This is a genomic window from Pseudomonas sp. CCI3.1, from assembly GCF_034313985.1.
Lineage (GTDB): Bacteria > Pseudomonadota > Gammaproteobacteria > Pseudomonadales > Pseudomonadaceae > Aquipseudomonas > Aquipseudomonas psychrophila.
Window position 1 is genome coordinate 4,388,143 of the sequence record NZ_JAVIWO010000001.1, and the last position, 23,587, is coordinate 4,411,729.

A 23,587-nucleotide genomic window follows, 5' to 3' on the forward strand; every position below is an offset into this window, starting at 1 on the left:
GGGGATCAGGGAGCCGCAGGCGTCTGAGCCTTGATCGCCACCACACTCAATACTTGATTTTCAAGCAGGCAAAACTGCGCATCCAGCTCGCGGCCGTGTTGCCATTCAGGCGACAGGTCGGTGAGCAGGCGCAGGCGCACATGGCCGTCCGTTGTCCAGTCGAGCACTTCGGCGTGTTCAAAATAAAAGCGTTTGTGCACCAAGGGAAACAGGGCCTTGAACAGGCTTTCCTTGACCGAGAAGGTCAGGGTGACCAGCAGCGCTATCTGCTCTTCAGGCCCGGCAGCCATGCGTTGCAATTCATCGGGGGTGAGGATTTCATTGGCCAGGCGCTTGGCGCGCTCGGTGCTGAGCAGATTCTCCAGATCCATGCCCAGCCCTTGCCATTCACTTTTCAGTGCCACCAGCGCTGCAGCGCGCCCATTGCTGTGGGTGATGGTTCCGCTGATATGAGCTGGCCATACGGGGGCGCGGTCTTTACCCATGGTGGGAACGTTACAGGTGCCGTCCAGTTGCAGCAGGGCGGCGCGGGCGCACAGGCGGCCGGCCAAAAATTCGGCTTGGCGTTTGGCCACTGAGCGTTGAATACTCGCAGGCATCTCAATGGCGCTTTGGGCAAAATCATCCACTGCAAGCTGTGCGGGGATAAAGTCGGTGCTGAACCACACACTGGCGGGCAGTTGTTGCGGCAGGGGCCAGTCAGTACGCAACGGCGTGCAGCAGGCAGGCAGGGCGGGGAGTCGGTTCATGGCGGGCATTGTGCAGGGGCTTGGCCCGGCTGTGCAATTGTTCAGAGTCTGTTCAGGGCGCACGACTTACTGTGTGTGGCTAGGCTGTAGGGGACACACGTCCTTCGAGACGCGGATTTTGCTTGGGAGAGCGCGATGAAATTGTTGGTGGTTGAAGATGAGGCGTTGCTGCGCCATCACTTGCAAACCCGACTGAGCGAAAACGGCCATGTGGTCGAGGCCGTCGCCAATGCCGAAGAGGCGTTGTATCAGAGCGAACAGTTCAACCATGACTTGGCCATGATTGATCTGGGTTTGCCGGGAATGAGCGGGCTGGAACTGATTCGTCAGTTGCGCGCGCGGGGCAAGACGTTTCCGATCCTGATTCTGACGGCTCGTGGCAACTGGCAGGACAAGGTCGAAGGGCTGGCTGCCGGCGCCGACGATTATGTGGTCAAGCCGTTTCAGTTCGAAGAGCTGGAGGCGCGGCTCAATGCGTTGCTGCGCCGTTCCTGTGGTTTTACCCAGTCGACGATCGTGGCGGGAGCGCTGGTGCTGGACATCAATCGCAAGCAAGCGCTGCTCGATGATGAGCCGCTGGCGTTGACAGCGTATGAGTACCGTATTCTTGAGTACCTGATGCGCCATCACCAGCAAGTGGTGGCCAAGGACCGCCTGATGGAACAGTTGTACCCGGATGACGAGGAGCGTGATCCGAATGTGATCGAGGTGCTGGTAGGGCGCCTGCGTCGCAAGCTTGAGGGGGCAAATGGCTTTAAACCGATCGATACCGTGCGTGGGCTGGGTTACCTGTTCACTGAGCGCTGTCGATGATTCGTTCGCTTCGCGTTCGATTGATGTTAGCGGCCACGTTGTTGGCCGTGCTGTTTATGCTGGCGCTGTTACCGGCCATGCAGGGGGCGTTCAGTCTGGCCCTCAAGGACGCCATCGAGCAGCGCCTGGCGTCTGATGTCACCACGTTGATTTCGGCGGCCAAGGTCGAAAAAAACCATCTCAAAATGCCCGTCCTGTTACCGGACGAGCAGTTTGACCTGCCGGACAGTCGCGTTCTCGGCTATGTCTTTGACCGCGAGGGCCATCTGGTGTGGCGCTCGCGGGCTACGCAAGAAGAAACCATCAACTACAAACCGCGCTATGACGGGCGTGGCAACGAATTTGCGAGTATTCGCGAAGACAACGGCGAAGAGTTTTTTGTCTACGACGTCGAGGTGAAGTTGCTCGGCGGCAAGAATGCGGCCTTCAGCTTTGTTGCCTTGCAACCGATGCGTGAATACAACCTGACGTTGGCAGGCTTGCGCGAAAACCTTTACCTGGGGTTTGGCGCGGCGTTGATTGTGCTGCTGGCATTGCTATGGATTGGTCTGACGTGGGGGTTACGCGCCTTGCGACGTTTGAGTCAGGAACTGGATGAAATTGAAACCGGCGAGCGGGAAAGCCTCAGCGAGCAGCACCCTCGGGAGTTGCTGCGTCTGACCGGCTCGTTGAACCGTTTGCTGCAAAGCGAGCGCGAGCAGCGTACGCGTTATCGCGATTCACTTGATGACCTGGCCCACAGCCTGAAAACCCCCTTGGCGGTGTTGCAGGGTGTGAGTGAAAGCATGGCCCAGCGCCCTGCAGAGCGCGAGCAGGCCTGGGTGCTGCAAAGCCAGATTGAGCGCATGAACCAGCAAATTGGCTATCAGTTGCAGCGTGCCAGTTTGCGCAAAAGCGGCCTGGTCCGCCATCAGGTCGAACTGCTGCCGGTGGTGCGCAGCCTGTGTGACACGCTGGACAAGGTGTACCGGGATAAAGGGGTGAAGGTCAGCTACGACATTCCGGAGTTGAGCCATGTACCGATCGAGCAGAACGCCTTGCTGGAATTGCTCGGCAACCTGTTGGAAAACGCCTACCGGCTGTGTCTGAGTCAGGTACGCATCAGCCTGCATCGCAATGTGCATGGCATTGAGGTCTGCGTTGAAGACGATGGCCCGGGCGTGCCGGCCGATCAACGCGCAAGAATTCTGCAACGCGGGGAGCGCCTGGACCGTCAGCATCCGGGGCAGGGCATTGGCCTGGCAGTGGTCAAGGACATCATCGAAAGCTATGACGCCACCCTGACGCTGGACGACTCGTCACTGGGCGGGGCCGCCTTCCGGATTCACTTCCCGGCGTAGTGAGCGACGAACCCCTCTAGCAGCAGCCTCGTTCCTTCGGCAGCTGCTACAGGAGTCCGTGGGATTCAGGCGGATATCCGCCATCTTGTCCGTCTCAACAGGCTCGATGGGCGGAATCCCGCCAAGTCCTGTCCTTGAAAATCAAACTGTAATTTCCTGCAGGTGCTGGTGCCATGGGCCTTTGAGAGGGTTTTGCCCAATGTGGCCCACGGCTTGCAATAAGTGCGAGAGGTCTGCCGGTAGAGCAGCTCCAACAACAAATCCCTCCAAGAAGGAGGGTTCGCGCTTTGGGTATCGCCAGTCTCAGACGGAATGATGACTGAGTGATGCACTTGAGGAACTTTGCAATGACGACTCGTCAGCCACTGTACAAATCCCTGTATGTGCAAGTGATCTTAGCTATCGCTATCGGCATCTTGTTGGGCCATTTCTACCCTGAAACCGGTGTTGCCCTTAAACCGCTGGGTGATGGTTTTATCAAACTGATCAAGATGGTCATCGCGCCCATTATTTTCTGTACGGTGGTGAGCGGTATTGCCGGCATGCAGAGCATGAAGTCGGTCGGCAAGACCGGTGGCTATGCGTTGCTCTACTTTGAAGTGGTATCGACCATTGCCCTGCTGATTGGCCTGATTGTGGTCAACGTGGTTCAGCCTGGCGCGGGTATGCACATTGACGTGTCGACTCTGGATGCCAGCAAAATTGCCGGTTACGTGTCGGCAGGCGCAGACCAGAGCATCGTAGGCTTTATCCTCAACGTGATCCCGTCGACCATTGTTGGCGCCTTCGCCAATGGGGACATCCTGCAAGTGCTGATGTTCTCGGTGATCTTCGGTTTCGCCCTGCATCGCCTGGGTGCTTACGGCAAACCGGTACTGGACTTCATCGATCGCTTCGCCCACGTGATGTTCAACATCATCAACATGATCATGAAGCTGGCGCCCATTGGTGCGCTGGGTGCGATGGCCTTCACCATCGGCGCTTACGGCGTAGGCTCGCTGGTTCAGTTGGGCCAGTTGATGATCTGCTTCTACATCACCTGCGTGTTGTTCGTGCTGATCGTGCTGGGCGGTATTGCCCGCGCTCACGGCTTCAGCGTTTTGAAGCTGATCCGCTACATCCGTGAAGAGCTGCTGATCGTACTGGGTACGTCCTCGTCGGAATCGGCCCTGCCACGCATGCTGGTGAAAATGGAGCGTCTGGGCGCGCAGAAGTCGGTGGTGGGTCTGGTGATCCCGACCGGCTACTCGTTCAACCTCGACGGCACTTCGATCTACCTGACCATGGCTGCTGTGTTTATCGCTCAGGCGACAGACACTCATATGGACATCACACACCAGATCACGCTGCTGCTGGTGTTGTTGCTGTCGTCTAAAGGTGCTGCAGGCGTAACCGGTAGTGGTTTTATCGTACTGGCGGCAACCCTATCGGCTGTAGGTCACTTGCCGGTTGCTGGTCTGGCGCTGATTCTGGGTATCGACCGCTTCATGTCCGAAGCCCGTGCCCTGACCAACCTGATCGGTAACGCGGTGGCAACCTTGGTTGTGGCCAAGTGGGTGAAAGAGCTGGACACTGACAAGTTGCAAGCAGAGCTGAACTCTGGTGGTCGCCCGCTGGACGACACGCGTCCGCAAGATGACCTGGGTGTGGCTGAAGGCCCGGCCCCGGTGTTGCTCAAGTAAGCTTGAGTGAATAAAAAACCCATCTTCGGATGGGTTTTTTTATGCCTGCCTATTCGACCCGGGTTTGGCCGCTGAAGACCAACGTCTGGCGGCAGCGTCTGCACAGGTAACTGCGCCCCTGGTTGACCAGGGCATGACGCTGGGCCGAGAACGCAAAGTCGCTCTGCGGACAAGGGCAGCGGTAGATGTAGCGCGTGGCGCTACGGCGCTTGATGGCGTAGGTATGGCAGCGATTGGGCGGCAGTTCGTACACCCCGCGCATGATCAACTGCCATTCCTCACCATGGGGTGCGATGCGGTCGCCAAACAGTTGGTGGGCAATCAGGTGGGCGACTTCGTGGGGGACAGTCTGCTTGAGAAAGTCTTCACTGTTTTCGCGGTACAGCTGCGGATTGAAGCGCAGCAGGTTTTCGTGCAGATGGGCGACACCTGCTTTTTGCCCGCGCAGCTTGAAGCTGACGACGGGGCGTTTAAAAGGGCGTTTGAAAAATACTTCGGCCTGTTGGAAACAGTCTTCGACGCGGGTATTGAGTGACTCGGGCATTCGGTTCGGTTCTCCAGAGCTGGCGATTATGCCGCAAGCGGTGGGGGTTCCGAACCTGTTGGCGCCCAATGGTCTATATCAGCCTGTGGGAGCGAGCCTGCTCGCGAAAGCTCAAGTGCATCAGGCCTTCGCGAGCAGGCTCGCTCCCACAGGTTTTAGGGGGACGTTTAGTTGGTATACACCGGCCCTACGCCCAGCCCCCAGACAATCACGGTAAATGCCATGATCGCCACCAGTACCACCAGGCCGACCGCCAGTACCGAACTTGAAAATAGAAAGCCTTCGTCGGGGTCAATGTTCATGAAGGTCGGCAGGCCCACGTAGAGTAAATACACGGTGTAGCAAATGGCTGCAGTGCCCACCATCATGCCCAGCCACATGTGCGGATACAGCGCCGCCAGCCCGCCGATAAACAGCGGTGTAGCCGTGTAGGTGGCAAAGGCCACGCAGCGCGGCAGGCTGGGTTGTGCATCGTAAGTGCGGGCCATCCAGTGAACAAACGCGCCCATCACACCCACGCCCGCAAGCATTGCGACGTAGGACATCAGGGTCATCCACAACGCGCTGTCCAGGGTCAGCATCACCGGCGCTCGAGCACCGATCACCCAGCCCACCTGAGTGGTACCAATAAATGCGGAAATGGCCGGGATCGCAGCCAGAATCAATGTATGAGTGAGGTACATATGGCCGATGCTTTCTTCTGCATCGCCACGGATTTCGCGCCACTCTTTATCGGGGTGGGTGAAAAGGCCCACAACGTGATGGATCATGGCTGTCGCTCCTGTATAAGACGCATCGCCCCCAGTGGGACGCGTGCCGGTCGCGCAGCCAATACGTTTCAATGCGGTGGGCGTGCGGCCTTAGATCAAGTATAGGGAACCTGCCGACCCATATAACCGGCCCTTTAGAGCATATTGTGCTGTCAGACGCAGGCTTATCGCATTGACGTCTTTAGGGGGCAAAGGGGTGCGTCGTTTGAGGTTTTTTCGGTAAAATCCCCGACTTTTCGTCTTAACTCGCGGATTTCAAGCGCTATGGGCACTCATTCGGTCTCTCAAATCAAACTCCAGAAACGCCTGCGTCGCTTGACCGGTGAGGCTGTGGCCGACTTCAAAATGATTGAACACGGCGACAAGGTGATGGTTTGCCTGTCGGGTGGCAAAGACAGCTACACCTTGCTCGATGTGCTGCTGCACCTGCAAAAAGTCGCGCCCATCCAGTTCGAAATCGTGGCCGTGAACATGGACCAGAAGCAGCCGGGCTTCCCCGAAGACGTACTCCCGACCTACCTCAAGTCATTGGGCGTGGAGTACCACATCGTTGAAAAAGATACCTACTCGCTGGTCAAGGAACTGATCCCCGAAGGCAAGACCACCTGTTCACTGTGTTCGCGCTTGCGCCGGGGCACCTTGTACACCTTTGCCGACAAGATCGGCGCGACCAAGATGGCCTTGGGGCATCATCGCGATGACATCGTTGAAACCTTCTTTCTCAACATGTTCTTCAACGGAACCCTCAAGGCGATGCCGCCCAAGCTGCGCTCCGATGACGGGCGCAATGTGGTGATCCGGCCTCTGGCGTACTGCAACGAGAAGGACATTCAGGCCTACTCGGACCTGCGGCAGTTCCCGATCATTCCATGCAACCTGTGTGGCTCGCAGGAGAACCTGCAGCGCCAGGTCGTCAAGGACATGCTTCAGGACTGGGACCGCAAGACGCCAGGGCGCACCGAGAGTATCTTTCGCAGTTTGCAGAACGTTATCCCGTCGCAATTGGCGGACCGTAACCTGTATGACTTTGCCAGCCTGAAGATCGACGACACTGCTGCGTCGCGGTTCGTTAACCTGCTTAACCTGTAAATTGCCGAGAGGAGAGGGCATGCGCGACTACAAATGGCTGCACGAATATTGTTTGAACCGTTTTGGTTCGTCAGCCGCACTGGAAGCTCAATTGCCCGTCCCGAGAAGCCCGGAACAATTGCGCCGGATCAGCGATGATCGCTACCTTTCGACCCTGGCTCTGCGTGTTTTTCGTGCCGGGCTCAAGCACAGCGTGGTGGATGCCAAGTGGCCGGTGTTTGAGGAAGTGTTCTTCGGATTTGACCCGGAGAAAGTGGTGCTGATGGGCGCCGAGCATCTGGAGCGGCTGATGCAGGATGCGCGGATCATTCGCCATCTGGGCAAGCTTAAAAGCGTACCGCGCAATGCGCAGATGGTGCTCGATATCGCTCACGAACACGGCAGTTTTGGCGCGTTTATCGCGGATTGGCCGGTGACCGATATCGTCGGGTTGTGGAAATACCTGGCCAAGCACGGGCATCAGTTGGGCGGATTATCGGCTCCACGCTTTTTACGTATGGTCGGCAAGGACACCTTTGTGCCCAGCGATGACGTGGTAGCTGCTTTGAACGCGCAAAAGCTGGTGGACAAAGCACCTACCAGCCTGCGGGACCTGGCGATTGTGCAAAACGCATTTAACCAGTGGCACGCCGAAAGTGGCCGGCCGATGTGCCAGCTGTCACAGATGCTGGCGTTTACGGTGAACCATTAAGCAGGTTTTGCGAGCGGCATAAAACCTGTGGGAGCGAGGCTTGCCCGCGATGGCAGCGCCTCGATTTGCCTGGTAAACCGAGTCGACTGCATCGCGAGCAAGCCCGCTCCCACACGCTCTTACGCGCCTTCACCCGCCAATCGCCGATCCAGCTGGTAACGCCAGCGCACAAACAGCATGGCGCTGATGAACACGGCCACACTGGCGGCGATTTCCAGCAGGCCGAACACTTGGCGATTCGGATCGAACGCTGCCAATGCCCCCTTGATCAAGTACAGGTTGACCACGTAGCAGGTGAACGAGTGCCCGCGCGGGCTGCCTTTGAGCATTCCTGGGACCAGAAACATCAACGGCACCAGCTCGATCAGCAGAATCACCCACGGGCGTGCGCCATGCAGGTCAGCAAAGATCAGGTAGTAAACGCACAGCAGGCCGATCAGGCCAAAAAAACACACCAGGCTCAGTACGCGCATCAGCCGCACCCGCGGCTCCAGCCATTCGATGGGAGGCAGCACTTTTGGCTTTTTAGCCACGGGTGGTCTCCAGTTTCAGGGCGATGGTGGCCAAGCGTTGACCCAAGGCCCGGCACAGGGTGACTTCGTGTTCGTCCAGCCCGCGCTTGCCGTCGGCGCCCGCGTGATGGCTCGGGCCATACGGAGTTCCGCCGGCCGTGGTGTGCAGCAAGGACGACTCGCTGTAAGGCAGGCCGGTGACCAGCATGCCGTGGTGCATCAGCGGCAAGAGCATCGACAGCAGAGTGCTTTCCTGGCCACCGTGCAGGCTGGCGGTTGATGTGAAAACACCAGCCGGTTTGCCGACCAGTGCGCCCGTCAGCCAGAGATTGCTGGTGCCATCCAGAAAATATTTCAGCGCAGCAGCCATGTTGCCGAAGCGGGTAGGGCTGCCCAGGGCCAGACCCGAGCAGTTTTTCAGGTCGTCGAGGCTGGCGTAAAGGGCGCCTTCTTCCGGAATGCCGGGGGCCACGGCTTCGCACTCGGTGGAGATGGCGGGCACCGTACGCAAGCGTGCCTCAAGGCCGCCTTGCTCGATGCCGCGGGCGATTTGCCGGGCCATCTCACTGGTCGAACCATTACGGCTGTAATAAAGAACCAGAATATAGGGTGCGCTCACGGCAGGATCTCCAGGACTTTTTCAGGTGGACGGCCAATCACCGCTTTGTTGCCCACGACCAGGATCGGCCGTTCGATCAGCTTGGGATGCGCAGCCATCGCGTCGATCAGTTGCGCCTCGCTGAGGCTTGCATCCGCCAGGTTGAGGGCCTTGAACTCGTCTTCGCCGGTGCGCAACAGTTGGCGTGCGCTGATCTTCAGCTTGGCCAGCAGGTCGCGCAGTTGGGAGGCGTCCAGGGGCGTGTCGAGGTAGCGTACTACGGTGGGAGTCAGGCCCCGGGCTTCGAGGAGTTCGAGCGCACCGCGGGATTTCGAGCAGCGCGGGTTGTGATAAAGCGTCAGATCGGTCATGTGCGGGTCGCATCTTGCGTAAGGTGGCGGCTATTCTACCCGCCTGACGGGCGCGCCTGAACCGTATGCGGTAAATGGCCGCTCGCTGATGGCTTTTTGTATGTATTCACCAAGAAGGATCAACACATGTTAAAGCGACTCATGGCAGTAGCTGCCGTCTCTGCCACGTTATTGTTGGCCGGCTGCGGAAATGATTATGGGGTCGATCAGCACGGACAGAAGATCGCATCGGAGCGTCTGGACAAACAATGGAAGGTCATCAATTACTGGGCTGAATGGTGCGGGCCATGCCGGATTGAAATTCCTGAACTCAACTCCCTGGAAAAACAGCTGCAGGGGCAGTCCGTGGGGGTGTTCGGGGTCAACTTCGATGGTTTGCAGGGCAAGGAACTGAGCGAAGCGAGTACCGCGCTGGGCATCACGTTTACCGTGCTGGCGCAGGATCCGGCTGAAGTCTTCGATCTGCCACGTAGCGAGGCATTGCCAGTGACCTACATCATCGATGACAAAGGCAAGGTGCGTGCGACGTTGATGGGCGAGCAGACGGCGGCCGGCGTGTTGGCCAAGATCAAGGAATTGCGCGGCTAAGCGAGGCCAGCTTCTGTGGGAGCTGGCCTGCCAGCGAAAACATCAGCGCGGTGAGTCAGGCAGGCCGGGTTGTTTGCATCGCCAGCAGGCTGGCTCCCACAGGTTTTTAGTCCTATTCAGGCCACAGCCGTAGCGGCTTGCCTTCAGCTGGCCAGAACCGCACTTGTTCAATCGGCGAGATGTCCCAGCTCTGTACGGTTTGCAGGGCCTCGAAGAATCGGTGCTCCTGCTCCATCAGTGCCGGGGCACAGGCTTTGCGGGTGCTGCCCACGCCACCAAAGGTCAGCGTGTTGCCGTCCAGGGTGTACGGCGCGAACCAGTGATTACAACCGCCACTGCCATAGGCCCGGCCAGCATCGTCCAGGGTCACGGTCAGGTGGCTGTTATCGATCAGCGGCCGTTCGCCGATCCACTCCAGTACATAGGTGTGGTTCTGCTGCAACTTGACCGGATCACCTGCGCAGCCGACCAGGCTTGCGCCGAGCAAGGCGAGCAGGGTCAGGTGTTTCATGGCGCAACCTTTTGGCATTGAGGGCACACGTGTTTGCTGCCTTCAGTGCTCCAGCCCAGCTCTGCGATACGTGCCGAGGCTGCAGGTTTTTGCGCCTTGGTGCCGAGTTTGGCGTCGACCGCGAACTCGAACTTCAACTCTTTAGCGCATGTGTCGCAGTTGACCTGCCATTCATGAATCGCCAGCTCGCCGAAAACCGGCCCTTTGGTGACGGCAACCCACTGGCCGCGCGGATTGATCAGGTGACGGACCTTGTCGACGGTCAGGCGCATGGACAAGTCCTTGCTGCCTTTGAGGGTCACAATCAGTACGTCGCCGGTTTGAATCGAGCCACCGTTGCCGGTGACCTGATACAGACCTGGCGCCAGGGCGCGGCATTCAATCAGGGTGTGCTGCGGGTTAAGCAGGCTGTAGCGAAAATCGTGTTCGACCATGGGTCCTCCAAATAAGTCGCTATGCTAGCACGCAGGCATCAAAGCCCAAGATCAACCTTCGATCAGGTTTTGCGGTGTACCGTTTTTCCAGGCCGCGATGTTGCTCAATGTCGTGGAGGCAATCGCACTCAGGGCCTCACGGGTCAGAAACGCCTGATGGGCGGTGATGATCACATTGGGAAAGGTCAGCAGCCGCGCCAGCACATCATCTTGCAGGGGCAGGTCGGAGCGGTCTTCGAAGAACAGTTGGGCCTCCTCCTCATAGACATCCAGCCCCAGGTAACCCAACTGGCCATTTTTCAGCGCTTCGATCAGCGCCGGCGTATCGACCAATGCGCCGCGTCCGGTGTTGATCAGCATGGCGCCATGTTTGAGGGTGGCCAGGCTGGTGCTGTTGATCAGGTGTTTGTTGTCTGAAGTCAGCGGGCAGTGCAGGGAAATGATGTGCGACTCGGCCAGCAGTTCGGGCAGGCTTACATACTTCGCGCCCAGAGCCAGCAGCTCGGCGTTTGAGTACGGGTCAAAGCACAGCAGTTTGCAGCCGAAACCGGCCATGATTTTGCCGAACGTAGCGCCGATCTGACCGGTGCCGACCACGCCCACGGTTTTTCCCACCAGATCGAAGCCGGTCAGCCCGTGCAAGGTGAAGTCGCCTTCGCGGGTGCGGTTGTAGGCCCGGTGCAAGCGCCGGTTAAGCGCCAGGATCAAGGCCACGGCATGTTCGGCCACGGCGTGCGGGGAGTAGGCTGGTACGCGCACCACGCTCAAGCCCAGGCGTTTGGCAGCCGGCAGATCAACGTGGTTATAGCCGGCCGAGCGCAGGGCAATAAGCCGCGTGCGGCCTGCGGCCAGTTGCTCCAGCACCGGGGCGCTCAGGTCGTCATTGATAAACGGGCAGACCACCTCGTAGTCATGGGCCAGCGCTGCAGTGTCGAGGGTCAGGCGCGCCGGCTGGAAGTGCAGTTCATTGCCGTCAGGTTGCTCGGCTGCGGTGAAACTGTCGCTGTCGTAGGTCTGGCTGCTGAAAAGAATCGTGCGCATGGGTCTTCCTTGGTGGGTGGGCCTGAACTGTGTAGCTCGTCAGCGGCTACAGCTTCTCGGTTTTATGCGCGACTGCGCGCCTCTTTGGCCAGGCGGATGATGGCCCTGTCCAGTTCTTCGAGGGCAGCGCCGGCATTGGGACTTGTTTGCTTGAGCAGGGTTTCGCTGCGCTGGCAGGCGGCTCGCAATTGCGGAACACCGCAGTAGCGCGTGGCACCGTGCAAACGGTGGACCCGTTCGATCAGCGCATTGTTGTCCTTGGCGGTGCGGGCCTGCTGGATGGCCTCGCGGTCAGCTTCCAGTGAGGCCAGCAACATGGCCAGCATGTCGATGGCCAGGTCAGCCTTGCCGGCCGCCAGCCGCAGGCCTTCCTCGTGATCGAGTACCGGTAACTGGGCGTTGTGGCGGATGGGTTCGTGGTGGTTGTCGCTGATTTGATTGCGCAAGGCCAGCCCTGTCCATTTCAACACCACCTGCGCCAATTGACGCTCGCTGATGGGCTTGGTCAGGTAATCGTCCATGCCGCTTTGCAGCAGGGCACGTTTTTCGTTGGCCATTGCGTGGGCTGTCAGCGCGACAATCGGCAGCGGCGTGCAGTGGCGCTCGCTTTCCCATTGGCGCAGGACTTCGGTGGTTTCCCGTCCGTCCATGCCGGGCATCTGCACATCCATCAGCACCAGATCAAAGTCTTCGGTCTTGACCGCTTCGATGGCGGCATAGCCGCTGTCCACGGCAGTCACTTTGGCGCCCATGCCTTCGAGCAGGGTTTGCACCAGCAACAGATTGGCCGGGTTGTCATCGACACACAGCAGTCTCGGTGCGCGACTGGCCAGTGGCTCACCGGGCTCGGCACGGGGTTGCTTCGGGCTGATCAGGTCGGCCAGGGCACGGCGCAGTTTACGGGTACAGGCGGGTTTGGCCTGAAGCTGGCCGTGGGGGTTAGTCACCACGGTATTAAACAGCCCCTGCTCGGTGGTCGGGCACAGCACCAGCACTTTGCAACCCATGTGTTCCAGGTCCCAGATGTGCTGGGTAAGACGCTCGGGCGGCGTGTCATTGGCCGTGACCCCGAGTACCGCCAGATCTATAGCCTGCGAAGTCTGATGGGCGCCGGTCACGCAATTGGTGAGATTTTCAAGGGTGGTACACGGCGTGACTTCCAGGCCGCAGTCTTCCAGTTGATGGTGCAGGGCCTGGCGAGCCAGGTCATGCTTCTCCAGGATCGCCACGCGCCGGCCCAGCAATGGCGCAGAGGGCAGGTCCTCGACGTCATCGCGGGCCTTGGGCAGTTTGACGCTGATCCAGAACACCGAGCCTTCGCCGGGGGTGCTTTCTACGCCGATTTCGCCACCCATTTGCTCTACCAGTCGCTTGGAAATCACCAGCCCAAGCCCGGTGCCGCCAGGTTGGCGCGACAGTGAGTTGTCAGCCTGGCTGAAGGCCTGGAACAGCGCCCGGATATCCTGGGCGGTCAGGCCTATGCCGGTGTCCTGCACGCTGATGCGCAGTTGTACGCTGCCATCGGTTTCGTTTTCGTCCTGGTCTTCAAGCATGGCGCGCACGGCAATGGTGCCTTCGCGAGTGAACTTGATGGCGTTGTTGACCAGGTTGGTGAGGATTTGCTTGAGTCGCAGCGGGTCGCCAATCAGCGACAGCGGTGTGTCTCGGTACACCAGACTGACCAACTCCAGTCCTTTGTCATGGGCCGAGGGTCCTAGGATGGTCAGGGTGTCTTGCAACAAATCGCGCAGATTGAACGGGATAGTGTCGAGTACCAGCTTGCCGGCTTCGATTTTCGAAAAGTCGAGAATCTCATTGATGATTCCGAGCAAGTTGTCGGCTGATTTTTCGATGGTGTTCAGGTAGTCGAACTGACGTGGGGTCAGCTCGCTTTTCTGAAGCAAGTGGGTAAAACCAAGAATGCCATTGAGCGGAGTGCGGATCTCGTGGCTCATATTGGCCAGAAACTCTGACTTTATCCGGCTGGCTTCCAGGGCTTCCTTACGGGCCAGGTCGAGCTCCAGGTTCTGGATCTCAATGGTTTCGAGGTTTTGGCGCACATCTTCAGTGGCTTGGTCGACGCTGTGTTGCAGTTCTTCCTGGGCATTGTGCAGGGTTTCGGCCATGCGGTTGATGCCCGAGGCCAGCTCGTCCAGCTCGTGGCTGCCCAATGGCGGCAAACGGGTTTCAAGGTGCCCGTCCTTGAGCTGCGCCACGGCTTGCTTGATTTGGCCCAACGGGGCATTGATCGTTCGGCTCATGCGCAGTGCCAGCAAGGTGGTCAGCACCAGCCCGGTCACTATCAGCAGCAAACTGGCAAACAGGTTGCGGTAGCTGCGCAGCAGCATGCCGTTGTGGGAGAGCTCGAGCTCGACCCAGCCCAGCAGGCGGTGGGCCTCGTTGGGGATCACGTCACCGGCCAGATTGCGATGGCGGCCAAACACCGGCAGTAAATAGCGGGTGGCGTCGTTATCCGTCCGTTGCTGCAGTTGGGTGCTGCTGCCCAGAGGGGCCTGATTGAGCATGATCGGCCCGGCATGGGCGAGGGGTTCGTGGTTGGCGTTGAGGAACGCAACGGCCCGTACATCCTGTTGCTCAAGGGATTCGGTGGCGATACGTGCCAGGAGTGCGGTGTCATGCCGGCCCATGGCAGGGGCCACCAGAGGGGCAAGTTGTTCGGCGATCATTTCTCCGCGCTGTAACAACTGCGATTGCAGCTCTGATTGCTGCAGCCAGGTGAAGTAGCCGCCCAGTACGGTTGCCATCAAGCTGACGGGCAATAACGTAAGCAGCAATACGCGGCCTTTGATACCGAGGTTTTTAAGCACGCAACTCTCCAGCCCTGCATTCTTTTTAAGAGTGACCTGTGCATCCCGCTCAGGCCAGAACGCAGTGTAGCCACATGGTGCCTGGCAAATCTTTGAAAATTTGCCCTCAATTCCGATTGTCGGACCCGCTATAAAGCCCATGCCGGTTGCCCGTAGTGGCTCAATCTTGAATAATCGCCGATTGAGAATTACTTGCAGACGCTAATGAATCCCGTAGCTGTTAGCCCTTCGCGCCTTCTGACCATTGAAGACGATCCCATTCTGGGCGCCTATCTGCACGAGCAGTTGCTGCGCTGCGGGTTTGACGTTATCTGGTGCCAGAACGGCCAGGAGGGGTTGGCCCGTGCCCGGCAAGAGCACTTTGATGTGGTGCTGATGGACATCCTGCTGCCCGGCATGAATGGTTTGCAGGTGCTCACGCAATTGCGCCAGACCCACGCCTTGCCGGTGATCCTGATGTCCGCCCTGGGCGCCGAGGCTGACCGTATCAGCGGGTTTCAGCTGGGGGCAGACGACTACTTGCCCAAGCCGTTCAGCATGGCCGAGCTGCGGGTACGGATCCAGGCCATCTTGCGCCGCGTCGCCCTGGACCGTATGCCTGAAACCCGCCTGACACAGGATCCGCCACCGGCCGAGAGCGGCTTGCTGTTCGACGAAGACACCTGCGACGTACGCCACGGCGAGCAGTGGGCCGGGTTAACCCGCAGCGAGTTCCGTTTGCTCGATACCTTGCAGCGCAATGCCGACGAGGTCTTGAGCAAGGCATTTCTCTATCAACAAGTGCTGCAGCGCGGTTATGCGGCCCATGACCGAAGTCTGGACATGCACATCAGCCAGATCCGGCGAAAACTCAAAACGGTCGGCTACCATCAGCGCGAAGTGCGCACGGTGTGGGGCAAGGGTTATGTCTTGAGCGCCAGCGATGCCTTGTAAAGTGCCGGGCAAGAACTCTGTCTTCTGGAAGCTGGCCTGTTTGCTGGTGGTGTTCTGTTTGCTGATGATCTGGCTCAGTTGGTCTTGGGGCCGCTACATGGACAAGCGCACCGGCTTTCTTTCCGAACAGGCCCACAACACGCTGGTGCGCTACGCCGGTGAGGCCGAGCGCGCCTGGGAGACCGCCCAGCAAACCGGTGTCGACCAGTGGCTGCAGACGATGGGCAGCAGGGAGCCCGGCTGGGTCGGGGTTATTGGTCAGGATTTGCAATCGCTGAGCAGCTATCCGCTCAATGACCACGAAGCTCAGCGCCTGACCTTTTTACGCGGCCTTGACTGGCCGATCAGCCATGTCAAGACGGCACGCCCGTGGATCAAGGTGCCCTTTCCCAAGGACCCTTCAGCGGGCAGCCTGGTGATCGAGTTGCCGCAACGCTTTATGCCGGGCCGCTCCCAGGTGATCTGGCGCATTGTCACCAACGGCGTGATTCCGGGTTTGTTGACGTTGTTGCTGTGCGTGGGCCTTTACCGCGTGCTGATCGTGCCGCTGAATCATTTGCGTGAGCAGGCCAACGCATGGCGTGCAGATCAGTTGGGTGCCCGGCTGTCTAGCCAGACCACGGCGCGTCAGGATGAGCTGGGTGAACTGGCCCGCGCCTTCGATCAAATGTCCGAGCGCCTGCAAAGCACCGTCTCGCAACAGCAGCAGTTGCTCCGGGACTTGTCCCATGAACTGCGTACGCCCTTGAGCCGCTTGCGGGTGGCGTGTGAGAGCGAGCAGGGGGTTGAGGCCTTGCGCGAGCGCTTGAGCCGAGAAGTCGACGGCATGCAGCGGCTGGTTGAAGACACCCTGCAACTGGCCTGGCTGGATGCCGAGCGCGGGCCCTTGCCGGTGGAAGATATTCAGGTTCAAGCGTTGTGGGAGATGTTGACTGAAAACGCCCGCTTTGAAAGCGGCTGGCCACAATCGCGGTTGCCCTGCCTTGTGGATGAACACTGCTGGGTGCGCGGGCACCTCAACAGCCTGGCCCAGGCCCTGGAAAACATCCTGCGTAATGCCATTCGGCATTCACCGATTGACGGTATTGTCAGCTTGAGCGGCCAGCGTGAAGGCGACGAATGGCACTTATGGATGGACGATCAGGGCGGCGGCGTGGCGCCTCAAGAGCTGGAACGGATATTCGCGCCTTTTACCCGCCTGGATGGCTCTCGGCCAGGGGACGGCGGTTTCGGTCTGGGCCTGAGCATTGCGCGCAATGCCTTGCGGTTGCAGGGCGGCAGCTTGTGGGCAGAGAATCATGGGGGCGGGTTACGAGTGCATGTTCGTTTACCAGCCAAATAGCTTGCGCTTGCACCACGTAGCAGCTGACGAGCAGCGCGAGGCTGATACGGGTTCGAGTGTGCCTCAAAGCCTGGCTTATAGCCTTTAGCCATAAGCACCGCACTTTGCGTGATATGGGCTGTCGGCGTTTGTCGGTATGATGTGCGGCCCCGCGGTCTGGATTGCGAATACGCCATGACATTGCAGTACCCAACTATCGCCGATTGCGTCGGCAACACTCCTCTGGTGCGCTTGCAGCGCCTGGCTGGAAACACCACCAACACCTTGTTGCTCAAGCTCGAAGGGAACAACCCTGCAGGCTCGGTCAAGGACCGTCCGGCTCTGTCGATGATTGCACGCGCTGAAGGGCGCGGGCAGATCCAGGCCGGCGATACCCTGATCGAAGCCACCTCGGGCAATACCGGGATTGCACTGGCCATGGCTGCTGCGATCAAGGGCTACAAGATGATCCTGATCATGCCTGACAACTCCAGCGCCGAGCGCAAGGCGGCCATGACCGCCTACGGCGCCGAGCTGATCCTGGTCAGCCAGGAGGAGGGTATGGAAGGTGCCCGCGATCTGGCCGACAAGATGCAGGCCCAGGGCCTGGGCAAGGTCCTCGACCAGTTCGCCAACGGTGACAATCCCGAAGCGCACTACACGGGCACCGGCCCCGAGATCTGGCGTCAGACCAACGGTACGATCACCCACTTCATCAGTTCGATGGGCACCACCGGTACCATCATGGGTGTGTCGCGCTACCTCAAGGAGCAGAACCAGGGCGTGCAGATCGTCGGCTTGCAGCCGATGGAAGGCGCCGCCATTCCGGGTATCCGTCGCTGGCCGACCGAGTACCTGCCGAAAATTTATCAGGCTGACCGCGTTGACCGCATCGTCGACATGGCCCAGCGCGAAGCTGAAGACGTAACCCGTCGTCTGGCCCGTGAAGAAGGCATTTTTTGTGGCGTGTCCTCGGGCGGGGCGGTGGCAGCCATGCTGCGTCTGAACCAGGAAGTCGAAAACGCGGTGATGGTCGCGATCATTTGCGACCGGGGCGATCGTTACTTGTCGACTGGCATTTACGATGAGCCTAATTGATGGCTAAGCAAGAAAGAGGTCTGCGCTTCCAGCCTGCTGGCGGGACCAAGGCCCCGCAAGTGCCTGCGGGCAAGAAACAGCGTTTGAACATCGAGCGCCTGGCCAACGACGGACGGGGTATTGCCTTTATCGAAGGGCGTACCTGGTTTGTGTCGGGCGCCCTGGCCGGTGAAGAAGTCGAAGCCCGGGTGCTGGGGGCTCACGGCAAGATCGTTGAAGCCCGCACCGAGCGTGTTTTCAAGGCCAGCGACATCCGTCGTGTGGCGCCTTGTGCCCACGCGGGAAAATGCGGCGGTTGCAGCGTGCAGCATTTGCCCCATGAAGAGCAGCTTGCACTGAAACAGCGCATGTTGACCGAGCAACTGTCCCGTGTGGCAGGTGTCGAACCTGAAGAGTGGGCGACTCCGCTCACAGGTCCTGAGTTTGGCTATCGGCGCCGTGCACGCATCGCCGTGCGCTGGGATGCGCGGGCCAAGCGTCTGGACGTCGGTTTTCGGGCGGCCGGTAGTCAGGATATCGTCGCCATTGATCACTGTTTGGTTCTGGTACAGGCATTGCAACCTATCATGTCGGGGCTGCCCGCTATGTTGCGCCAGTTGAGCAATCCCAAGGCCCTTGGCCACGTCGAGTTGTTCAGCGGTTCGGCGATTGCGGTTTTGCTGCGGCACATGGCGCCGCTCAATGATGCGGACATGAACGTCCTGCAGGATTTTTGCCTTACCCATAACGCCCAATTGTGGCTGCAGGGTGAAGGCGAGCCACAACCGGTCGATTTGACCCAGTCCTTGGGCTACCGTTTGGAACAGTGGGGGCTGGAGCTGGCGTATCGCCCTGGTGATTTTGTCCAGGTCAATGCTGGCGTCAATGAAGCGATGGTGGCTCAAGCAATTAAGTGGCTTGCTCCACAAGCTGACGAACGGATTCTTGACTTGTTCTGTGGGCTGGGTAACTTCGCGTTACCACTTGCGCGTCAGGTACGCGAGGTGGTTGCCGTTGAAGGTGTTGCGACCATGGTCGAACGCGCAGCGCAAAATGCGGTCAGTAACAACCTGCACAACGTGGCCTTCTTTCAGGCTGACTTGTCGCAGCCGCTGGTGGATGCAGTCTGGGCCAAAGACGGTTTTTGTGCCGTACTGCTCGATCCGCCTCGCGATGGCGCTTATGAAGTGGTGCGCAAGCTGTCAGGCCTTGGCGCCAAGCGTTTGGTGTATGTGTCGTGTAACCCGGCCACGCTGGCACGGGACACGGTTGAGTTGATGAAGCAGGGTTACCGGTTAAAACGTGCCGCAATCCTCGATATGTTTCCGCAAACAGCGCATGTCGAGGCGATGGCGTTATTTGAAGCAGACTAGGACGGTCTGTCTATTTCGACGGGCCCGCAACCCGCGCAGTGACGCCCTGTAGCGCGCGGTTGGGATTAGGGCCTGTGATTTCGGCGCATTGAATCTGCGCTGTAGGGAAGGTAAGCAAGATGGTACAGGTCAGAGCACACCAGCCGATCAACACCGACGGCAGTCTCAACCTCGAGGCATGGCTCGATCATGCGGTGAGTGTCGATGTGGCGCTTGACCGTGAAGCCTTGAAAGAAGCGTGCGAGTTTGCGCGCGAGGCCGAGCAGCAAGCCAACGCGGCAAAAAACCTGTGGGCCGAGGGCACATCGAGCTTTCGCACCGGCCTTGAAATCGCCGAGATCTTGGCCGATCTAAAACTGGATCAAGACTCTCTGGTTGCCGCCATCCTCTATCGCTGCGTGCGCGAAGGGCAGGTCTTGTTGCCTGCCGTCAGCCAGCGCTTCGGGCCGGTGGTTGCCAAGCTGATTGATGGCGTGCTGCGCATGGCGGCCATCAGCGCCAGCCTCAGTCCCCGTCAGTCCATGGTTCTGGGTACCCAGGGCCAGGTCGAAAACCTGCGCAAGATGCTGGTCGCGATGGTTGATGACGTGCGCGTTGCACTGATCAAACTGGCCGAGCGGACCTGCGCGATTCGTGCGGTTAAGAATGCCCCGGACGAGAAGCGCAACCGCGTCGCCCGTGAGGTGTTCGATATTTATGCGCCATTGGCGCACCGCCTGGGTATCGGTCATATCAAGTGGGAGCTGGAGGACTTGTCCTTCCGCTACCTGGAGCCCGAGCAGTACAAACAGATTGCCACCTTGCTGCACGAGCGCCGCCTTGATCGCGAGCGTTTTATCAGTGATGTGATGAACCAGTTGCGTACCGAGCTGGTGGCCACCGGAGTTGATGCAGACATCAGCGGCCGGGCCAAACACATCTATTCCATCTGGCGAAAAATGCAGCGTAAGGGCTTGGCTTTCAGCCAGATCTACGACGTGCGTGCGGTACGGGTACTGGTCCCGGAAATGCGCGACTGCTACACCGCGCTGGGGATCGTCCATACCCTGTGGCGGCACATTCCCAAAGAGTTCGACGATTACATCGCCAACCCTAAAGAGAACGGCTACCGCTCGCTGCACACCGCCGTGATCGGGCCTGAAGGCAAGGTGCTGGAGGTGCAGATCCGCACCCACGCCATGCACGAAGAGGCCGAGCTGGGGGTGTGTGCGCACTGGCGCTACAAGGGCACGGACGTCAAGGCCGGTTCCAACCAGTACGAAGAGAAAATCTCGTGGCTGCGCCAGGTGCTGGAATGGCACGAAGAACTCGGCGATATCGGTGGTCTGGCCGATCAACTGCGGGTCGATATCGAACCGGACCGGGTGTACATCTTTACTCCGGACGGTCATGCCATCGACCTGCCCAAGGGCGCAACACCGCTGGACTTTGCATACCGGGTGCACACCGAAATCGGCCATAACTGCCGCGGTGCCAAGATCAACGGGCGCATCGTGCCGCTCAACTACAGCCTGCAAACCGGTGAGCAGGTCGAGATCATCACCAGCAAGCACGGCACGCCGAGCCGCGACTGGCTGAACCCGAACCTGGGCTACATCACCACGTCGCGGGCGCGGGCCAAGATCGTTCACTGGTTCAAGCTGCAGGCGCGTGACCAGAACGTCGCGGCTGGCAAAACCATGCTTGAGCGTGAGCTGAGTCGTTTGGGCCTGCCGGCGGTGGACTTCGAGAAGCTCGCCGACAAAGCCAACATGAGAACCGCCGAGGATATGTACGCGGCGCTCGGGGCCGGTGACTTGCGCCTGGCGCAGTTGATCAATCTGGCGCAGCAGCAGGTCGAGCCGGAGCGCGGCAGCGAACAGATGGAGCTGATTCCGCGCAAGGCTACGGGCTACAAGCCGGGCAAGCGCGGGGACATCCAGATCGAAGGCGTCGGCAACCTGCTTACCCAGATGGCCGGGTGCTGCCAACCGCTGCCGGGTGATGCGATTGTCGGTTACATCACCCAGGGGCGTGGCGTGAGCATTCACCGTCAGGACTGTGCCTCGGTGTTGCAACTGGGCAGTCGTGAGCCTGAGCGGATCATTCAGGTCAACTGGGGGCCGATCCCGGTGTCCACGTACCCGGTCGATATCGAAATTCGTGCCTACGACCGTTCGGGTTTGCTGCGTGACGTATCTCAGGTGCTGCTCAACGAGCGGATCAACGTGCTGGCGGTCAATACCCGCTCGAACAAGGAAAACAACACAGCATTGATGACCTTGACCATCGAGATCCCGGGTCTGGACGCGCTGGGGCGTTTGCTGGGGCGTATTTCGCAACTGCCGAACATCATCGAAACCCGTCGGATCGGGCGCAGCGAAGCAAGATAACCTGTAGTCGCTGACGAGGTATGAGGCTGCGATAAGGGCCGAACGACCTTCGCTTTGTAAAGCGGGGTCGCTACGCAACCCATTGCAGCCTGCGGCAGCGACTACAGGTTTGGGCCAAAGGATTACAGATGTACAACCTCGACGACCTGCTACACCTCATGGCCCGTCTGCGTGACCCGCAGTACGGCTGCCCGTGGGATATCAAGCAAACCTGGGCCACCATCGTGCCTTACACCCTTGAGGAAGCTTACGAAGTTGCCGATGCCATTGAGCAAGGCGACTTTGAACACCTGCAAGGCGAACTGGGCGATTTGCTGTTTCAGGTGGTGTATTACAGCCAGCTGGCCCGTGAAGAAGGCCGATTTGAGTTTGCCGGAGTGATCGACAGCATCACCCGCAAGCTGATCCGCCGACATCCCCATGTGTTCCCCACTGGCGATCTGTACGCGCCGCTGGATGTGCCACGCCTGACTGAAGAGCAGGTCAAGCAGCGCTGGGATGAAATCAAGGCGCAGGAGCGGGCAGAAAAGTCCAGGGTCCCCGAGCAGCTCTCCTTGCTGGATGACGTACCGGTGGCGCTGCCAGCGCTGTCCCGTGCGGCCAAATTGCAAAAGCGTGCGGCCCAGGTCGGTTTTGACTGGCCGGCGGCATTGCCGGTGCTGGACAAGGTCCGTGAAGAGCTGGACGAGGTGCTGGAAGCCATGGCCGATAACGACACGGCGGCAATCCATGACGAGATTGGCGACCTGCTGTTTTCGGTGGTCAACCTGGCCCGCCATCTCAAAGTTGACCCTGAAACGGCCCTGCGTGGCGCCAATGCAAAATTTGATCGACGTTTCCGGTTTATTGAGCAGGCATTGCGCGATACCCTGCGTCCCATTGAAAGTTGCACCCTTGAAGACCTGGACGCCCTGTGGGGCGAAGCCAAGCGCCAGGAAAAGAATTTGCCCAGCTGCGGCTGAGTTTGCCTAAGTGAGTAAGTAGATGAGCATTTCCCTACGCGACCAGTTGCTCAAAGCCGGACTGGTCAACGAGAAGCAGGCCAAGCAGGCCGGCAAAGAAAAGCAGAAGCAACAGCGCCTGGCCCACAAGGGTCAGATTGAACTGGACGACACCCAGCAGCGTCTGGCTGCTGAAGCGAAGGCCGAGAAGGTCAAGCGCGATCAGGAGCTGAACCGTCAGCAACAGGAGAAAGTCGAGCAAAAGGCCCGCGCCGCCCAGATCAAGCAATTGATCGAAGTCTCGCGTCTGCCGAAGCTGACGACCGAGGACTACTACAACTTCGTCGATGACAAAAAGGTCAAGCGCCTGTCGGTCAACACCCTGATGCGCAACAAGCTGGCCAATGGTTCGCTGGCGATCGTGCAGCACCAGGGCGGCTACGAAGTCATCCCTCGCGAGGCGGCGCTTAAGATCCAGGAGCGCGACCCGCGCCGGATTGTGCAATTGAACATCCTGGTCGAGCCGAAAACACCGGAAGAAGATGATCCGTACGCGGCTTATCAGATCCCTGATGATCTGATGTGGTAACACTCACAACCCGTGGGAGCGAGCCTGCTCGCGAACGCTTTCCCGAGCAGGCTCGCTCCCACAGAGTTTTGCGTTAGCGCATAACAAAACAAACCCCGCTTCGGCGGGGTTTGTGTTTTTCAAGTCTGTAGTTACTGTCGTTCAGGCCTGGCGTTTTTGCGCTTCCAGCTTTTCCAGCTCAGCCTTGTAGCTGTGAGCGTCGCTTTCGCGGTGGAACATGCCGACCAATACGTCTTCTTGATGAACATCCCACAGGTGTACACCGTGGGCTACCAGTTGGTGGAACATACGTGAATCGTCGCGCTCAGTTACTTTGATAGTCATCTGCTTGCTCCAAATTCTGATGAGGTTCTGCGGCAAGTCGTCGCAGGACTTCTTTATAGAATCTGTTAGCTTCCTAAGTAAATAGCTGATTGTCGC

The 23,587-nt window shown here is 59.2% G+C and carries 24 protein-coding genes; 13 read left to right on the forward strand and 11 right to left on the reverse strand.

The features are described from left to right. Positions 1–5: 5 nt before the first annotated feature. A complete protein-coding gene (locus tag RGV06_RS20100) occupies positions 6–749 on the reverse strand; it encodes a 4'-phosphopantetheinyl transferase family protein (protein ID WP_019827762.1) in 744 nt (247 codons plus the stop codon). Positions 750–884: 135 nt separating this feature from the next. Between RGV06_RS20100 and RGV06_RS20105 the strand changes: the two genes are divergently transcribed. The 3 genes from RGV06_RS20105 (at position 885) to RGV06_RS20115 (ending at position 4,584) form a co-directional block, all read left to right on the forward strand. Further along, positions 885–1,562, forward strand: a complete 678-nt coding sequence (locus tag RGV06_RS20105; RefSeq protein ID WP_019827760.1) for a response regulator — start codon at positions 885–887, stop codon at positions 1,560–1,562. Beyond that, on the forward strand, positions 1,559–2,902 hold the full coding sequence (locus tag RGV06_RS20110) for an ATP-binding protein (RefSeq protein WP_019827759.1): 1,344 nt from the start codon (positions 1,559–1,561) through the stop codon (positions 2,900–2,902). The genes RGV06_RS20105 and RGV06_RS20110 overlap by 4 nt, the downstream gene beginning before the upstream one ends. Positions 2,903–3,249: 347 nt before the next feature. Continuing rightward, a complete protein-coding gene (locus RGV06_RS20115; protein ID WP_019827758.1) occupies positions 3,250–4,584 on the forward strand; it encodes a dicarboxylate/amino acid:cation symporter in 1,335 nt (444 codons plus the stop codon). Positions 4,585–4,633: 49 nt separating this feature from the next. Here RGV06_RS20115 and RGV06_RS20120 read toward each other — a convergent pair whose 3' ends face one another. Both RGV06_RS20120 and RGV06_RS20125 read right to left on the reverse strand, forming a co-directional pair. After that, complete coding sequence (locus RGV06_RS20120; protein WP_046808898.1) at positions 4,634–5,128, reverse strand: SprT family zinc-dependent metalloprotease; 495 nt, start codon at positions 5,126–5,128, stop codon at positions 4,634–4,636. 167 nt (positions 5,129–5,295) lie between these two features. Then, positions 5,296–5,898 (reverse strand): Yip1 family protein, encoded by a 603-nt coding sequence (locus RGV06_RS20125; RefSeq protein WP_019827754.1) that lies wholly within the window; start codon positions 5,896–5,898, stop codon positions 5,296–5,298. Positions 5,899–6,162: 264 nt separating this feature from the next. Between RGV06_RS20125 and ttcA the strand changes: the two genes are divergently transcribed. Further along, positions 6,163–6,987, forward strand: coding sequence for a tRNA 2-thiocytidine(32) synthetase TtcA (gene ttcA, locus RGV06_RS20130; RefSeq protein WP_019827753.1), 825 nt, complete (start codon positions 6,163–6,165; stop codon positions 6,985–6,987). A gap of 19 nt (positions 6,988–7,006) precedes the next feature. Beyond that, positions 7,007–7,678, forward strand: a complete 672-nt coding sequence (locus RGV06_RS20135) for a DNA-3-methyladenine glycosylase I (RefSeq protein ID WP_019827751.1) — start codon at positions 7,007–7,009, stop codon at positions 7,676–7,678. 119 nt (positions 7,679–7,797) lie between these two features. Here RGV06_RS20135 and RGV06_RS20140 read toward each other — a convergent pair whose 3' ends face one another. The 3 genes from RGV06_RS20140 to arsC are packed head-to-tail and all read right to left on the reverse strand — an operon-like array spanning position 7,798 to position 9,159. Then, positions 7,798–8,211, reverse strand: coding sequence for a DUF2069 domain-containing protein (locus RGV06_RS20140; RefSeq protein WP_019827750.1), 414 nt, complete (start codon positions 8,209–8,211; stop codon positions 7,798–7,800). Next, entirely contained in the window at positions 8,204–8,809 is a 606-nt protein-coding gene (wrbA, locus tag RGV06_RS20145; protein ID WP_046808897.1) for an NAD(P)H:quinone oxidoreductase, read from the reverse strand. Before wrbA ends, RGV06_RS20140 begins: the two co-directional genes overlap by 8 nt. Next, positions 8,806–9,159, reverse strand: coding sequence for an arsenate reductase (glutaredoxin) (gene arsC, locus RGV06_RS20150; RefSeq protein WP_019827748.1), 354 nt, complete (start codon positions 9,157–9,159; stop codon positions 8,806–8,808). The genes wrbA and arsC overlap by 4 nt, the downstream gene beginning before the upstream one ends. Positions 9,160–9,285: 126 nt before the next feature. Between arsC and RGV06_RS20155 the strand changes: the two genes are divergently transcribed. Next, positions 9,286–9,747 carry a TlpA disulfide reductase family protein gene (locus tag RGV06_RS20155; RefSeq protein ID WP_019827747.1) on the forward strand — a complete coding sequence of 154 codons (462 nt, stop codon included), beginning with the start codon at positions 9,286–9,288 and terminating at the stop codon, positions 9,745–9,747. 112 nt (positions 9,748–9,859) lie between these two features. Here RGV06_RS20155 and RGV06_RS20160 read toward each other — a convergent pair whose 3' ends face one another. From RGV06_RS20160 to RGV06_RS20175, 4 genes are all read right to left on the reverse strand, one after another. Next, a complete protein-coding gene (locus RGV06_RS20160; RefSeq protein ID WP_019827745.1) occupies positions 9,860–10,258 on the reverse strand; it encodes an META domain-containing protein in 399 nt (132 codons plus the stop codon). Then, on the reverse strand, positions 10,255–10,692 hold the full coding sequence (locus RGV06_RS20165) for a hypothetical protein (RefSeq protein WP_019827744.1): 438 nt from the start codon (positions 10,690–10,692) through the stop codon (positions 10,255–10,257). The genes RGV06_RS20160 and RGV06_RS20165 overlap by 4 nt, the downstream gene beginning before the upstream one ends. Positions 10,693–10,743: 51 nt before the next feature. Next, positions 10,744–11,733 carry a 2-hydroxyacid dehydrogenase gene (locus tag RGV06_RS20170; RefSeq protein WP_322151031.1) on the reverse strand — a complete coding sequence of 330 codons (990 nt, stop codon included), beginning with the start codon at positions 11,731–11,733 and terminating at the stop codon, positions 10,744–10,746. A 62-nt stretch (positions 11,734–11,795) separates the two neighbouring features. After that, a complete protein-coding gene (locus tag RGV06_RS20175) occupies positions 11,796–14,561 on the reverse strand; it encodes a response regulator (protein ID WP_046808896.1) in 2,766 nt (921 codons plus the stop codon). Positions 14,562–14,765: 204 nt separating this feature from the next. Between RGV06_RS20175 and RGV06_RS20180 the strand changes: the two genes are divergently transcribed. The 7 genes from RGV06_RS20180 (at position 14,766) to RGV06_RS20210 (ending at position 23,167) form a co-directional block, all read left to right on the forward strand. Further along, complete coding sequence (locus tag RGV06_RS20180; RefSeq protein WP_019827741.1) at positions 14,766–15,494, forward strand: response regulator transcription factor; 729 nt, start codon at positions 14,766–14,768, stop codon at positions 15,492–15,494. Beyond that, positions 15,484–16,836: a sensor histidine kinase gene (locus RGV06_RS20185; RefSeq protein WP_046808895.1), complete on the forward strand. Its 1,353-nt coding sequence runs from the start codon at positions 15,484–15,486 to the stop codon at positions 16,834–16,836. Before RGV06_RS20180 ends, RGV06_RS20185 begins: the two co-directional genes overlap by 11 nt. A gap of 174 nt (positions 16,837–17,010) precedes the next feature. Beyond that, positions 17,011–17,913, forward strand: coding sequence for a cysteine synthase CysM (gene cysM / locus RGV06_RS20190; RefSeq protein ID WP_019827739.1), 903 nt, complete (start codon positions 17,011–17,013; stop codon positions 17,911–17,913). Then, positions 17,913–19,265: a 23S rRNA (uracil(1939)-C(5))-methyltransferase RlmD gene (gene rlmD, locus RGV06_RS20195; protein WP_019827738.1), complete on the forward strand. Its 1,353-nt coding sequence runs from the start codon at positions 17,913–17,915 to the stop codon at positions 19,263–19,265. The genes cysM and rlmD overlap by 1 nt, the downstream gene beginning before the upstream one ends. A 119-nt stretch (positions 19,266–19,384) precedes the next feature. Beyond that, complete coding sequence (relA, locus tag RGV06_RS20200; RefSeq protein ID WP_019827736.1) at positions 19,385–21,637, forward strand: GTP diphosphokinase; 2,253 nt, start codon at positions 19,385–19,387, stop codon at positions 21,635–21,637. A 128-nt stretch (positions 21,638–21,765) separates the two neighbouring features. After that, positions 21,766–22,599, forward strand: a complete 834-nt coding sequence (mazG, locus tag RGV06_RS20205) for a nucleoside triphosphate pyrophosphohydrolase (protein ID WP_198820924.1) — start codon at positions 21,766–21,768, stop codon at positions 22,597–22,599. Between the two features lie 22 nt (positions 22,600–22,621). Beyond that, positions 22,622–23,167: a DUF2058 domain-containing protein gene (locus RGV06_RS20210; protein ID WP_019827734.1), complete on the forward strand. Its 546-nt coding sequence runs from the start codon at positions 22,622–22,624 to the stop codon at positions 23,165–23,167. A 141-nt stretch (positions 23,168–23,308) separates the two neighbouring features. Here RGV06_RS20210 and RGV06_RS20215 read toward each other — a convergent pair whose 3' ends face one another. Then, positions 23,309–23,491, reverse strand: a complete 183-nt coding sequence (locus RGV06_RS20215; RefSeq protein WP_019827733.1) for a hypothetical protein — start codon at positions 23,489–23,491, stop codon at positions 23,309–23,311. Between the last annotated feature and the right edge of the window lie 96 nt (positions 23,492–23,587).